The organism is Tahibacter sp., assembly GCF_035481375.1.
Taxonomy (GTDB): domain Bacteria; phylum Pseudomonadota; class Gammaproteobacteria; order Xanthomonadales; family Rhodanobacteraceae; genus Tahibacter.
Genome location: NZ_DATIGT010000148.1, coordinates 1 through 13,669, shown reverse-complemented (window position 1 = coordinate 13,669; position 13,669 = coordinate 1). Strand labels below are relative to the sequence as shown.

Sequence of the window (13,669 nt, the reverse complement as noted above, 5' to 3'; positions counted from 1 at the left end):
GCCGAGCCAGCACGCGATTCTCAACGACGCGCTGAACGCGCTCGCGGCGATCCCGCGCGCGTCGGCCGCCGAAGCGATCCTTCAGGTCGAACGCCGTCTCGCGCCGCTTGACCGGCATCTGCTCGATGCGCTCTACCGGCGCGATGTCCTGCATCGGGTGCGCGACTGGCAGTTCTGGCGCCGCGATGCGCTGCGCTATCCGCTGCGTTCGCTGCAGGCACGCAATGACACCGCGTCGTTTCTGCTGCAGGCCGCCGACGGCGGCGGCGGCGCGGCCGGCATCGGTCTGCTGATGCTGGCCGACGTGGCCGGCGTCATGACCGCACACCTCGGCGCGCGCCACCACGAACGCGCGAATCGCATGCTGCTCGCACTCAACGCCATCGACGCGACACACGAACTCGCCGGCATCGCGGCGATCCGCAGCGCGTTGCTCGCCTAGTGTCCCGTCCCGAAAAAAAAGCCGGCACGTGGCCGGCTTTTTCGCGAAACGCGGAACCGTCTCTTACATCTTGAACTCGATGCGACGACGCACCGTCGCCTCGACCGCGGCACCATTGCGCATCGCCGGGTTGAAGTTCCAGCGCTGGACCGCGTCGAGCGCGGCGCGGTCGAACGTGCGCGGCGGATCGGCGTCGAGCACCCGCGCGTTCGCGACACTGCCGCTGCTCGTGACCGTGAACTCGACCTGCACCCAGCCTTCCTGACGACGGCGCAGCGCCGCGTTCGGATACTGCGGCGGCACCGACTTGACGAGAACCGCATCGCGCGTCTCACCGCCGGCAGGCGCCGCGGCCGCCGGAGCGGCCGACGCGGTCGTGGCTGCCGGCGTTGCTTCGGGCGTGGCTGCCGGCGTGGCCGTGCGCGTGCCAGCACCGGTGGATGCCGTCGACGGCGCGGCGCCCGCACCCTCGGCGGTGCCGGTCGTGCCGGCCCCCGGCGTCGACGCCGGCGTCGCCGCGGTCGCTGCCGGCTCGGCTGCGCGACGACGCGCCGCTTCTTCGGCTGCGGCGGCCTGGGCCGCTTCGCGTTCGGCGATCTTGCGCTGTGCGTCGAGCTTGGAACGCAGGATCGTCAGCGTGTAGTTGTTCGGATCGACCTTGGTCAACAGCTCGATGACGCGATTCGCGTTGTCGATGTTGCGCGCGTTGATGTCCTGCTCGGCCGCGCTCGCCGCGAACGTGAACAGCTCGCGCAGTGCGTCCTGCGCGCCGCTGTTGCCGGGTTCCTTCTCGAGGATCTTCAGATAGAACTCGAGCGCGTTGTTGCCGGGCGGCGACACGAGGCGCTGCTCGTTGAGCGCGGTTCGCGCTTCCTTGAACAACTGGTCGACGGTCAGTGTGTTGAGCTTGTCGAGCGTGGCCGGATCGGGCGTCACGGGCGCGGTCGTCGAACCGGGCGCGGCCTGTCCGGCTTCGGTCGCCTGCGTCACCGCTTCGGGAATGCTGACGCCGGGCGTACGCAGGAAGAAGTACCAGCCGGCTGCGCCGAGTGCTGCTACGACGACGATGGCCGCGATGATTTTTGGAGCGGCGTTGCCGCGCGCGTGACGGAGGGAACGAAAATCGATTCGGGCAGCCATGGTTTCTCGTCGCAGCAACAGAGGATTACCGGTGTTCCGCGCTCCCTCGACGTCATTCCCTCATTGCGGCCATGCGGCTTTCGCCGTGCTATCCCCCATGGCCGCTCGGCGCGGATGACTCGAATGTAGCGCATTTTGCGACGAGTGTCGCAAGCCTCATGCCAACCGCATCGCAGTCGCATCGAACTCGTGCTGTTAGGCACATGAGTGACGGCGACCGTCAGAATCGGTCGCTGGATGGCAGGTAGCGCAGCGAAGTGTCTACGGCGCAGCGTCGAATCCGCTTGCGAATATGCGATCGCTGCCTGCCGGGTTCGGCAGTACGACGAGCGTCGCCGAGCGCGCCGGCACGGCCGTCAGTGCGAAGTTCGTGCCCGCCACCGTGCCGCTGCCGGCCGCGGCGAGATGGTGCGATCCGTCGAAGCGCCAAGCCGTCCACGCCCCGCTCATGGCGCCCGACACGGTGACATTGACGTTCTGCGGCGACGTGGACTTGTTGAACAGCAGCAGAAAGAGTCGCTCGCCGCTGCGATGGATCGCGTAGGCCGACAACGCGTCGGCGTCGCTCGCGGTCGTGCGCACCGAATCGCCGCCGACGCGGGCGAACGCGCCGTCGTAGTTCAGGTACAGCTTGAACGCATCCTCGGCATAGCTGCCGGGCGTCGGCGCCCCCCAGCGCATCGCCGCATCGACGCCCTCGCGCGCGAAGATCGCAAGCGCTTCGGCCTGCGCGAGCGCGCCGGTCGCGCCCTGGTCGGGTCCCCAGTTGTATTCGCTGATCGCGAGCTTCGTGCCGGGACAGCTCTGCGCGATCCACGCCTTTGCGCGCGGAATCAGTCCGGGCTTGCTGTAGTGATACGCGTCGGCGTCGCCGAGGTCTGCGATCCAGGATTCCGACACGTAGTTCGGGTCATGGAGTTCTTTCAGCGACCGCAACCGTTTCGCGGCGACCGCCGGGCTTTCGGAATAACCGAGGTTGCCGCTGTTGAAGTCGATGATGCCGCCGCCCTGCGGGTAGTAGTGCAGATCGAGATAGTCGACGAGCCGCACGCCGTTCGCAGTCTGGTACGCACAGACCTGTTCGAGGTACCACTGCACGAACGGCTTGCCGCCGTGCGCGGCGCGGTCGGGTCCGGCGAGGCAGTTGCAGTCTTCCGCATCGGCCGCCGACGTGAACAGGTCGGGATAGCCCCAGGTCACCGGGCCGAACACGAGCGCCGCGGCATCCTGCTGCTTGATGCGGATCGCGAGATCGCGACCGCGCGTCCAGACCTCGTCGTAAGTCGGCGCCGCGGGATGCACGTCGCGATGCGTCGAGTTCCAGAGCATGGGCTCGTTGTCGAGCGCATAGAGCCGCACGCCGCCGGCCGCGGCCGTGCCGTAACGCGACTGGAAATGCGCGATCCATGGCGTCCAGAACGCCGGAGTCACGTCGAACGACGTATCGCTGCGCGCATTGTTGACGATGTGAAAACGCTGCTGGCCGTCGATCGTCGCGTAGTACTGACAGTAGCGGTTGCCCTGTGGATCGGTGCGCGTGTTCTGCGCCGGATCGCATTCGCCGTTGCCGGCGTCGGCCGTGCACCAGCCGGCCGAACCGGGCTCGTCGCATTCGTCGCGCAGCTGCGGGCCGTATTTGGTCTGCGAGAATCCCCAATGCTTGTTCGTGCGGTCGTCGAGCGGCGCAACGCCGATGCTCGGAATCGACATCAGCGCTTCGCCGCCGTTCGCGCGCGTCGCATCGATGAAGGCGTCGGCCGAATTGCCGGCCGGCGGCGAGCCGCTGCCGCCTGGAGTGTCGGGAATGTTCTGCCAGTACCAGTCGCCCGCTGTGCTGTGCACGTCGGCCTGCCAGTTGTAGCGCGTCGTCGAATTCCCGCCCCAGCGACGCAGCGGATAGCGTACGGCCGCAAGCGTCGCGGCATCGCCATAGCTGACGCCGAAGATCAACGGACTCACCGCGCGGCGCTCGAGCGCGAGATCGACGCTGACGTTCTGCGTACCGGCCGGCGGCTGCGTCGTGCGCGCGTTGAAGCGCAGCGTGTCGAAATACACCGTGCCCTGCGTCGCGCCGCTGAAGTCCATGAGCTGCACGCGATTGAAGCTGCCCGAGGCCAGACCTGTCGCCGCATTGAACGGCAGCGTGACCGCGTGCCAGGTCGCGGCGACGATGCCGCCGCTCGTGTACGTCGCGACGTCGACTTCCGCGAGCGCGGCCTGTCCGTCGAGGAGGCTCAGACGCAGGTTCTGTCCGCCGTTGCTGCCGCCATGGATCCAGAACGTCAGCGATTCGTAGTCGGCAGCTTCGTGATTCGCCGACGGCGATGCGAACAGCAGGCCGTTCCAACTGCGCGGCACGAACCGGATCGAGCGGCCGCCGCCCTGCAGCGGCGCAGTGTTCGCCAGCGAGTAGTCCGCCGCCGCGGCCCAGCTCCAATCCTGGAAAGTCGGATGCAGCGCGTCGGCGTAAAGATCGAACGAGCTCTGCGCGTCGGCCCGGGTGCAGGCGAGCAACAGCAGCAGGACAGGCAGCAGGCGAGCGGTCATGATGACTCCGGCGCAATCGACGCCAGCTTAGCGCCTGTGCCGGAAGCGGACGTGCGCAGCGTCACAGCGATCGGATGCGACGCGTCGCACGTTGCGCAGGCAGCGCCGCGACGCTCAGCGCGACGCGGCCGGCGGCAGCGGAAAGACGATGCGCGTCGTGCCCTGCAGCAGATCGCCCTCGGCGTATTCCTCGATGAGCAGATCCTGCGCGCGCAGGCCCTTCACCATCAGCCAGGCGCGCAGCTTCTCCACGAGCTTTCGCCGCTCGCTCACGTTGCCGCGATGCAGCAGCTGAGCGGCAGGCCCTGCCGCGAGTTCGCGGCCGCGCACGATCGTGTCTTCGGGCATCACGTCGTAAGGCGCCGGCAGCGCGAGCTGGAAACGGCCCGCGCTCGCGTCCTGCGCCGACGCCAGGCTCAGCGGCGGACCGGCGATCGCAAGTCCGTTCTGCGCAGCGAACCGCGTGAGCTGCGCGACCGCGCCGTTCCAGCGGCGCAAGGTCTCGGCGTCGTCGGCACCGGCATCGAGCACGACGTAGATCAGACGCCGGGCCGGCGTGTCGACGACCTGCGGCGCGATGCCGCCGACGTCGACGTTCGGAAACGTCTCGGCGAGCTGCTTCATGTTCGACAGGCCCTGTTCGAAGTCGGGGCCGACCATGCGATCCATGAACAGTCCGAGATAGCGTCCCACGACGCCCCAGCCGAAAGTTTCGTCCAGATGCAGCGGCAGGGAGGAATCGAGACGCCAGGTCACGCGCGTCTCGTCGTTCTGCGTCGACAGGTCAAAGCGCGCGGTGGACGTGCCGCGTACGCCGAAATCGAGTTCGAACGTGACGACCTGCTCCGGTATCGCGGCGACGAGCGTCTGCGAGCCTTCGCCGACGTCGCTGCGCGCGCTCTTCCACGCGAGCTTCGCGCCGACGCCGCTGTCGGGGCCACTGAAGACATAGGTCGCCGCAGGGTCGCGCCGGAACCACGGCGACCAGTCGTTGAACCGGCGCAGGCTCGTCAGCAGCAGATAGATCTGCGACTGCGGCCGCGCGATCGTGATCGAGCGTTCGACGTGAGCCCGGTCGGGCAAGGCGAACGCGAGGCCGATCAGCAGCACGGTCACGACGAGCAGCAGGCCGAGCAGACGCAGCAACAGACGCATGAACGATCCTCCTGGCGGGCGCGCCGACGGAGGAATGCTAGCCCTCCGCGCGTCCGGTGTCGCCTGAGCCGGCGCGACGGCGCATCGGACGCAAACGAAAAACGCCGCTTGCGCGGCGTCCTCGTGATCGGATCCGAAGTCCGCCCCCTGCGCTGGGCACCGCAGGGGTGGCAAATCCGAAACGTATTGCTGGTTGTACTTGTTGTTGCGGTACAGCTGAGCGAATTACTTCGCGGCGGCAGCCGGCTTCGCAGCCTTCGTCGCGCGGGCGGCCTTGGCAGGCGCCGCCTTCTTCGCAGCCGCCTTCTTGGCGGTGGACTTCTTCGCCGTCGCCTTCTTGGCGACCTTCTTCGCGGCTACCTTCTTGGTAGCTGCCTTCTTGGCGACCTTCTTGGCCGGTGCAGCCTTGGCCTTGGCGACTTTCTTGGTCGTCGACTTCTTGGCAGTGGCTTTCTTTGCCGCTTTCTTCGCGGCGGGTTTCTTCGCGGTTGCTTTCTTCATGGCCATACGTTTTAGCTCCTCGTCAGTTGGCAGTGGTTGCCCAGTAAAAGCGTGCAGAAACGCCTCGCACAGCAGATCGCTGTTGGTCGCATGGCGGAGGTTGGCGACCTGCCGCCGCGTACGTTCATCAGAGAGGAGCCGGAGTACGTGCATCGGGATCGAAACGGTGATCTTGCGGACCGCTTCGGACTTGCTCCCGTGTTCGACATACGGGTCGATGTACGTGTCTACCGCCATATCTCCATTACGCGCGCGTTTCAACGGCGCGAAAATTATTCCTGTCGTCCAGCAGTGTCAACAAGTTTTCGATGCGTGACAATCACATGCACGAAGACTGCTCATTCTCGGCGCGGCATCCGGCGCGCGAGCGGCGCGCTCATCGACGCCGCGAAGCCGCCGGCGACGGACGTCTGGCCGCCTAAACGGATAGGACTCCGCGTCGCGTTGCAGCGGGCGCGCCGACGCAGGGCCCGCGCGAAAACCCCGTCAATCGCGCGGCAATCGTCGAATCCATAATTATTTTTATTCATTTATTTACAATGCGTCATGGCCGTGGCGCAGCTCCGCCGCCGTGCCGGCCGCAACCGCCGCGCGTCGCGTCGAGTGCGATCCGATGCGCCCGGCGACACCGATCGCCGATGTCGCTCGCGTTCAGCTCGCGGACCGCAGCGACGTCGGTTGCGGACCGATTTGCGCGAAAGTGCGCAGACTCGAAGCGCCGCGACGTCGTCGTCAGCGACCTCGTCGCGGCGCGCTCGTCGCGCGATGCGATCGCGTCGATCGATCGTTCGCGGCGCATCGAGCGGCACTGCGCGCGATGCTTCCGACGCTGCATCGACGAGGACATCGGCATACGCGATCGCCGTGTTGCCGAGATGCGACAGCCCTCGCGCGCCGGCACGCCCGCCAACGAAAAAGGCGCGCCGAAGCGCGCCTTTTTCTGCGAGCGCATCGCGAGCAGCCGGTCATTCGTCTTCGTTGTCGAGCTGTTCCGCGTAAGCGTCGGGATCGAGCAGGTTTTCCATGTCTTCCTGCAGATTGGTCGGACGCACGACGACGATCCAGCCGTCGCCGTAAGCGTCTTCGTTGATCGTCTCGGGCTTGTCCGACAGCGCCGCGTTGACCTTGATGACTTCGCCTGCGACGGGCGCGTACACGTCGGATGCGGCCTTGACCGATTCGACGACGGCACAGCCGGCGCCGACTTCGAGCGTGTCGCCGACGTTGGGCAGCTCGACGTAGACCAGATCGCCGAGCAGACCCTGGGCGTGGTCGGAAATGCCGATCGTGACGGTGCCGTCGTCTTCGACGCGCGCCCACTCGTGGGATTTCATGAATTTCAGGTCGCCGGGAATTTCGTTCATGGTCTTGTCCTGTCAGGTAGGCACCGCGGCGCGATTCTACACGCCGACGGCGAGAAGCAATCAGGTGGGGGACGCGCGGCTCAGACGCCGTCGCAGGGTTTGCCGTCGCGCACGAACGGGAACTTCACGACGCGCACCGGTACGAGCTTGCCGCGGATGTCGACCTGCACGTTGCCGGGTTCGCCCGCCGGAACGCGCGCGAACGCGATGGCCTTGCCGAGCGTCGGCGAGAACGTGCCGGACAGGATCTCGCCGTCGCCGTTCGCGGTCACGACGCGCTGGCCGTGACGCAGTACGCCCTTCTCGTCCATCACGAGGCCGACCATCGCGCGCGGCACGCCGGCAGCCTTCTGCCGTTCGAGCGCGGCGCGGCCGGTGAAGTCGCGGCCCTCGTCGAGCGCGACGGTCCACGCGAGCGCCGCTTCGTACGGCGAGACGGTTTCGTCCATGTCCTGTCCGTAGAGATTCATGCCGGCTTCCAGGCGCAGCGTGTCGCGCGCGCCGAGTCCGGCCGGCGCGACGCCGGCAGCCTGCAGACGATTCCAGAGTTCGACCGCCTGCGCTTCGGGGACGATGATTTCGTAGCCGTCCTCGCCCGTGTAGCCGGTGCGCGCGATGAACAGACCGTCGCCCTCGCAGGCGACGAACTTGCCGATCTTCGCCGCCTTCGCCGCGGTCTCCGGCGACAGCAGGCTCTGCACCTTCGCGCGCGCATTCGGCCCCTGCACGGCGATCATCGCGAGTTCGGGCCGCTCGGTGACGCTGACGTCGAAGGCCTTGGCCTGCTGTTCGATCCAGGCCAGGTCCTTGTCACGCGTCGCCGCGTTGACGACGACGCGGAACCAGCCCTCGCTCTGGAAATAGACGATGAGATCGTCGATGACGCCGCCGTCGGCATTGAGCATGCACGTGTAGAGCGCCTTGCCCGGCGACTTGAGCTTGTCGACGCTGTTGGCGACGAGCGCGCGCAGGAAGTCGCGTACGCGCGCGCCGCGCAGATCGACGACCGTCATGTGCGAGACGTCGAACATGCCGGCGTCGCGACGCACGGCGTGATGTTCCTCGATCTGCGAACCGTAGCTGATCGGCATGTCCCAGCCGCCGAAATCGACCATCTTCGCGCCGAGCGCGCGGTGGGTGGCATTGAGTACGGTCTGCTTGCTCATGGGAAAGTCCGTGCGGGGGAGTCGCGCATTATCACGACCGCCCTGCGGCAATCCAAGCGCATTAGCCATGCGCGGACGGGCGGATTCCACACGCAACGCCGGCGCTCGGCCGCGGCCGGCGCTGCATCAGTCCGCCGTGCCGACCGGCCTGACGCGGAGCATCGCACCGTCGACGCCGACCACGACGACGCGGCTGCCCGCCGGCATGTCGGCGCCTTCGACGAGCCACAGCGAATCGCCGACGCGCGCCTTGCCGCGACCGTTCTCGATCGCCGTGTCGAGCACATAGCGCTGGCCGATCAGCTGCTCGGCACGCCGGTTCAAGGTCGGCGAGCCTTCGGCACGCAGCGCGTGACGCGCGAAGCGCCAGTACGCAAAGCACGCGGCGAATGCGAGCACGACGAAGAGGACGACCTGCGTCAGCAGGTTCATGCCCGGCACGAACACCAGCAGCGTACCGACGCCGGCCGCGGCGAGACCGATCCAGAGCAGGAAGAAGCCCGGCAGCACGATCTCGGCCGTGATGAACACGAGCGCCGCGATCCACCAGAGATAGACGAGTTCCATGCGCGCGCCCGCTCAGACCTGAGGCTTGCCGGCGGGCGGACGCTTCGCGTCGGCTGCGGCGGCGTTCGCCACGCCGGCGCTGCGCGCGAGCTCGGCGATGCCGGCGAGCGAACTCAATATTCCGGTCGCCTCGACCGGCATCATGAGGATCTTCTGGTTCGGCGACATCGCGACCGCCTTGAACGCCTCGACATACTTCGTCGCGATGAAATAGTTCAGCGCGTTGACGTCTCCGTTCGCGATCGCGTCGGAGACCATCGTCGTCGCCTTGGCTTCGGCTTCGGCCAGGCGCTCGCGCGCTTCGGCTTCGCGGTAGGCGGCTTCGCGGCGTCCTTCTGCCTCGAGGATCGCGGCCTGCTTCTCGCCCTCGGCGCGGAGCACTTCGGACTGCCGTGCACCCTCGGCTTCGAGCACGGCGGCGCGCTTGTCGCGCTCGGCCTTCATCTGTCGCGCCATCGACTCGACGAGATCGCGCGGCGGCTGGATGTCCTTGAGTTCGATGCGATTGACCTTGATGCCCCAGGGATGCGTCGCGTCGTCGACGACGCGCAGCAGCTTCGCGTTGATCTCGTCGCGCTTGGACAGCGATTCGTCGAGGTCCATCGAGCCGATCGCCGTGCGGATGTTGGTCATGACCAGCGCGATCGTCGCCTGCTCCAGGTTCGACACTTCATAGGCCGCCTTGGCCGCGTCGAGCACCTGGAAGAACACCACGCCGTCGACGCGCACGACCGCGTTGTCCTTCGTGATGACGTCCTGCGACGGAATCTCGAGCACCTGTTCCATCATGTTTATTTTGCGGCCGACGGCCTGGACGACAGGAATCAAGATGTGGAAACCCGGCGACAGCGTCCGCGTGTACTTGCCGAACTGCTCGACGGTCCACTCGTAGCCCTGGGGCACGGTGCGCATGGTCTTGAACAGGAAGATGACTGCGACGATCGCCAGGACTATCGCCACCGACGTGCTGCTCATGACGTGATTTCCCCTGTTTTTGCGTTATGGCTCCGCAAGTATAGGTCGCCCGCGCGTCCGGCGCGTTGCCGCACCACGGCGATAACTCGGTGTTAACATCGGCCGCGTACGCCGTCGCCAGGAGCACGTGCGGGGCGACTGCTGCGCTCACTATCCACGTTGGGGAGACGACATCCATGAAGCGTGTACTTTGCCTTGCCGTCAGTGCGGCCCTGCTCGGCGGAGCCGGCAGCGCGTTCGCGATCACCGATTCGGAAACGAACGCCAGCATACCGTTCAGCTTTTCGAGCCCGGGCGCCCGCAGTCTCGGCATGGCCGGCGCGTTTCTCGGTCTGGCCGACGACGCGACCGCCGCCTACACGAATCCGGCCGGACTGACCCAGCTCGTGCAGACCGAAATCTCCCTCGAAGCGCGCCATACCGAATACAGCACGCCCTACATCGACGGCGGCACCGCCGCGATCAGCCCATTCAGCGCGAGCGGCCTCAATATCAGCGAGGCGGACAGCTCCAACCGCAATCTTTCCTATCTCTCGGTCGTCGTTCCGCGCGACCGCTGGGCGTTCGCGTTCTACCGCCACGAACTCGCACGCTTCGAGACCGATTTCGCGACGCTGAACGGCGCCAACGTCGACGACTTCCGCCTGTTTCCGTTCCGCTCGATCGCCGATCTCAGGATCGTGAGCCTCGGCGCCTCGGCCGCGTTCAAGGCCAGCGACCGCGTCTCGCTCGGCTTCGGCCTGACGCGCTATGACTTCCGCTTCGACACCGCGACGGTCCGCGTCGACGACATCGACCCGAACGACATCAAGATCGCTTCGCGCCAGTTCCAGAACGGCGACGACAACGCGTTCGGCTTCAACCTCGGCGCGCGCTTCAAGCTCAGCGACTCGCTGAGCCTCGGCGCGGCCTACCGCAAGGCGCCGCGGTTCGACTACGACGCGATCAACGTGCTCTACAGCGACATCGACGGCAATCCGCTGCCGCAGCCGCAGATCATCACGTCGCTGAACAAGGTGCGCTTCGACATTCCCGACATCTTCGGCGTCGGCATCTCCTGGCGCCCGACCGACGCGTTCGTCGTGAACTTCGACCTCGACCGCGTCATGTATTCGCAGCTGACCGACGACATCAATACGCTGTTCGACATCCAGAGCTCGGCCAACCGCCTGCAGCTCGAAGACGGGACCGAAGTTCACCTTGGCGCAGAATATACGTTTGCAAACATGACCGCGCCGTTCAGCCTGCGCGCCGGCATGTGGCACGATCCGCGCCATTCGGTCGAGTTCCGAGGCGCGCCCTCGGGTGCGGCGGACGCGGTGCTCGCGACGCTGTTCGCCGGCGGCCGCGGCTCGGAAAACCACTACAGCATCGGCGGCGGCTGGGCGTTCAAGAGCTTCCAGCTCGACTTCGCGGCCGACCTGTCCGACGGCCTCGACACCTACTCGATGTCGGGCGTCTATCGCTTCTGACCGCTTCGTTCCCGGATACGAAAAACGGCGCCTCGGGGCGCCGTTTTTCGTTGCGCGACCGCCGCGGCTTCAGTTCACGCAGCTGCGGCCGGCCAGCTCGGTCAGGCGCACGAGATTCGCGCTGCCGGCCGCATACCCGGACACCTCCGGCGTGTAGGTGACTTCGACGGTGTTGTTCGAGGTGAAGCGCAGCGTCGCCGTACCCCAGCGCGTCTGGGTCACCGAGTCGGCGATGAAGTTGAACGGGAACTGCGCGCCGCTGCCGCCGCCCTGATACAGGTCGACGCGTACGGCGCCGCCGCCGGGACGTCCGACGCCGCTGAGCCACAGCGGACTGCCGTCGGGCCGATACGTGTACCAGTACGTCACGAGCGCGCGGCTGCCGTCGCCCTGTTCGATGACTTCGAGATTGAAGCCGTAGCCCGAGCGCGCCGGCTCGAACCAGACGCCGCTGTAGCAGGCCTTGATCTGCGGATTCGTCAGGTCCGACTGCACGAGCGCCGGCGCGGTCAGCCTGCGCAGCGTCATGCTGCCCGCGGAGAAGCCGAACGCGGTCGGCGTCCATTGGATCGACGCGGTGTCGTTGTTCGCGAAGGTCATGCGCAGGCGGCCCCAGGTCGCGTTCGTGACGCCGCCGGCGCCGACCGGGAACGCGGTCGAACGCGTGCTGTAGACCGGCACGTCGATGACGTTTCCTGTCGCCGGGCCGACGCCCTGCAGGAACAGCGGCTGGCCGTCGACGTAGAGATACCAGGTGAGGTAGTAGCGCCCGTCCGGCAGCGCCTCGACGAGGAAGCCATGGCCGCTCTGGCCCGGATTGAACCAGTTGCCGCTGAACGCGCCGTTGAGCGCGCCGGGCGTGCCGCCGTTCGCACCGGTCGGATCGTCGACCACATACACGTCGGTGTTTGGATTCGGGTCGGCCGGATCCGCATTCGTGGCGCCGGACTCGAACACGAGCGCGGTGCCCTCGCAGCTCATCGCCGGACTCGTCGACGGGCCGTTCGGATCGCCGCTGCCGTTCGGCTGTGCGCGGCGCGTGGCGCCGGACTGCGCATCGAGCAGGAACACGTCCTTGTTGCCGCCGGTGTCGCCGAGAATCAGGTCGCTCGCGCTCGATCCGAATGCGACGACGCTGCCGTTGCAGGAGATCGTCGGGTCGTCGGAGTCGCCGTTGGGCGCGCCGCCACTGCGGTTGCGCACGCCGAACAGACCGCTGCCGAGATCCTTCGGCGCGTTCGCGTCCAGTCCGATCGCGGCGCCGCCCGGCGTGTAGTAGACGTAGACGTTGTTGACGCCGCCGAGCAGACCCGACACGAGATTGCCGGCGCGCGACGCGAACGTCACGCGCTGACCGTTGTAGGAAATGGCCGGACGGCCCGTGTCGGCGTTCGCCGCAGTGCCGCCGGCGTCCTGGCTCAGTCGTTCGATCTGGCCGGTCTCGAGATTCTTGCGCACGACCTGCCAGTTCGCCGTGCCGCCGAGATTCGTCGCGCGCGTGCGGAACGCCACGAACTTCGCGTTGCCGGAAATCGCCGCGTCGCAGCTGTCGCCATTGCCCTGCAGGCCGGCCGCATCGGTCGACACGCGCGTGACCGCGCCGGAATTCATGTCCATGAGGAACACGTCCTTCGCGCCGTTGCTGTCGCCGCTGACCCAGTTGTCGGCGGACGAACAGAACGCCATGAAGCCGCCGTCGGCGGACATGCTCGGTCCTTCCGCAGGACCCGACAGCGCCTGGCCGTTCGGCGCCGTCGTCGTGCAGGTCGGACGGAACAGGCCGTTCGGCGGCGCGCTGCAGAGATCGCCGGTCTCCCCGGCCTTCGGCGCGGCGCCGTCCGGCTGGTCCGCGGCGATCGGCTGATAGATGAACGCGAACGCGCGGCCGTTCGCCGAGATCGTCGCCGACGTGCTGTTGCCGCGCAGCGCGACGCCGTCGGCCGTGCGGACGCTGACGACGCGCGCGGTACCGTCGCGCCGGTTCTTCAGCACGATGTCGCGGCCGTTGATGTTCGTGTCGTCGCTGGTCAGTCCGCGCTGGCGCGTCGAGAACAGCACGACGCTGCCGTCGCCGCTGATGACCGGAGCGACGGAATCGAGCGTCGTCGGCGTGCCGTCGCGCTTGAGGCTCAGCGAACGCGCGCGACGCAGCGAGCCGATGATCTCCGTCGCACTCAGCGTGAACGGCGTGGACACGAGCGTGAACGTCGTGCGCGCCGTCGCCGGGATGGTCTCGCCCGGCGGAACGCTGTTCAATCGTACGGTCACGCTGCAGCGGCCGCTCTCGCCGCCGCCGAGACCGTTCGGCAGAGTCCAGGTGACCGTCGTGCCGCTGCCGCT

General features: G+C 67.2%; 11 protein-coding genes. 2 read left to right on the top strand and 9 right to left on the bottom strand.

Going from position 1 to position 13,669, the window contains the following annotated elements:
- Nucleotides 1–442 (top strand): hypothetical protein (locus VLF18_RS10100; protein WP_325279502.1); only part of this gene is annotated, 442 nt, incomplete at its 5' end.
- A 63-nt stretch (nt 443–505) separates the two neighbouring features.
- Here the strand turns inward: VLF18_RS10100 and VLF18_RS10095 are convergent.
- From VLF18_RS10095 to VLF18_RS10060, 8 genes are all read right to left on the bottom strand, one after another.
- Nucleotides 506–1,582: an energy transducer TonB gene (locus tag VLF18_RS10095; protein ID WP_325279501.1), complete on the bottom strand. Its 1,077-nt coding sequence runs from the start codon at nt 1,580–1,582 to the stop codon at nt 506–508.
- A 261-nt stretch (nt 1,583–1,843) separates the two neighbouring features.
- Nucleotides 1,844–4,129, bottom strand: a complete 2,286-nt coding sequence (locus VLF18_RS10090) for a glycoside hydrolase family 44 protein (protein ID WP_325279500.1) — start codon at nt 4,127–4,129, stop codon at nt 1,844–1,846.
- Between the two features lie 114 nt (nt 4,130–4,243).
- Nucleotides 4,244–5,284: an SRPBCC family protein gene (locus VLF18_RS10085; RefSeq protein WP_325279499.1), complete on the bottom strand. Its 1,041-nt coding sequence runs from the start codon at nt 5,282–5,284 to the stop codon at nt 4,244–4,246.
- 225 nt (nt 5,285–5,509) lie between these two features.
- On the bottom strand, nt 5,510–6,022 hold the full coding sequence (gene metJ, locus VLF18_RS10080) for a met regulon transcriptional regulator MetJ (RefSeq protein WP_325279498.1): 513 nt from the start codon (nt 6,020–6,022) through the stop codon (nt 5,510–5,512).
- A 728-nt stretch (nt 6,023–6,750) separates the two neighbouring features.
- The gene (gene gcvH, locus VLF18_RS10075) at nt 6,751–7,149 is read right to left on the bottom strand and encodes a glycine cleavage system protein GcvH (RefSeq protein ID WP_325279497.1); all 399 of its coding nucleotides are present in this window, start codon (nt 7,147–7,149) and stop codon (nt 6,751–6,753) included.
- 80 nt (nt 7,150–7,229) lie between these two features.
- Nucleotides 7,230–8,315 carry a glycine cleavage system aminomethyltransferase GcvT gene (gene gcvT, locus VLF18_RS10070; protein WP_325279496.1) on the bottom strand — a complete coding sequence of 362 codons (1,086 nt, stop codon included), beginning with the start codon at nt 8,313–8,315 and terminating at the stop codon, nt 7,230–7,232.
- Nucleotides 8,316–8,441: 126 nt separating this feature from the next.
- Complete coding sequence (locus tag VLF18_RS10065) at nt 8,442–8,882, bottom strand: NfeD family protein (RefSeq protein WP_325279495.1); 441 nt, start codon at nt 8,880–8,882, stop codon at nt 8,442–8,444.
- A gap of 12 nt (nt 8,883–8,894) precedes the next feature.
- Entirely contained in the window at nt 8,895–9,857 is a 963-nt protein-coding gene (locus VLF18_RS10060; RefSeq protein ID WP_325279494.1) for an SPFH domain-containing protein, read from the bottom strand.
- A gap of 176 nt (nt 9,858–10,033) precedes the next feature.
- On the opposite strand from VLF18_RS10060, the gene VLF18_RS10055 reads away from it, so the two are divergent.
- Nucleotides 10,034–11,329 (top strand): OmpP1/FadL family transporter, encoded by a 1,296-nt coding sequence (locus VLF18_RS10055; RefSeq protein WP_325279493.1) that lies wholly within the window; start codon nt 10,034–10,036, stop codon nt 11,327–11,329.
- A gap of 69 nt (nt 11,330–11,398) precedes the next feature.
- Here the strand turns inward: VLF18_RS10055 and VLF18_RS10050 are convergent.
- Nucleotides 11,399–13,669: hypothetical protein (locus VLF18_RS10050; RefSeq protein WP_325279492.1), on the bottom strand; the 2,271-nt coding region annotated here is incomplete at its 5' end.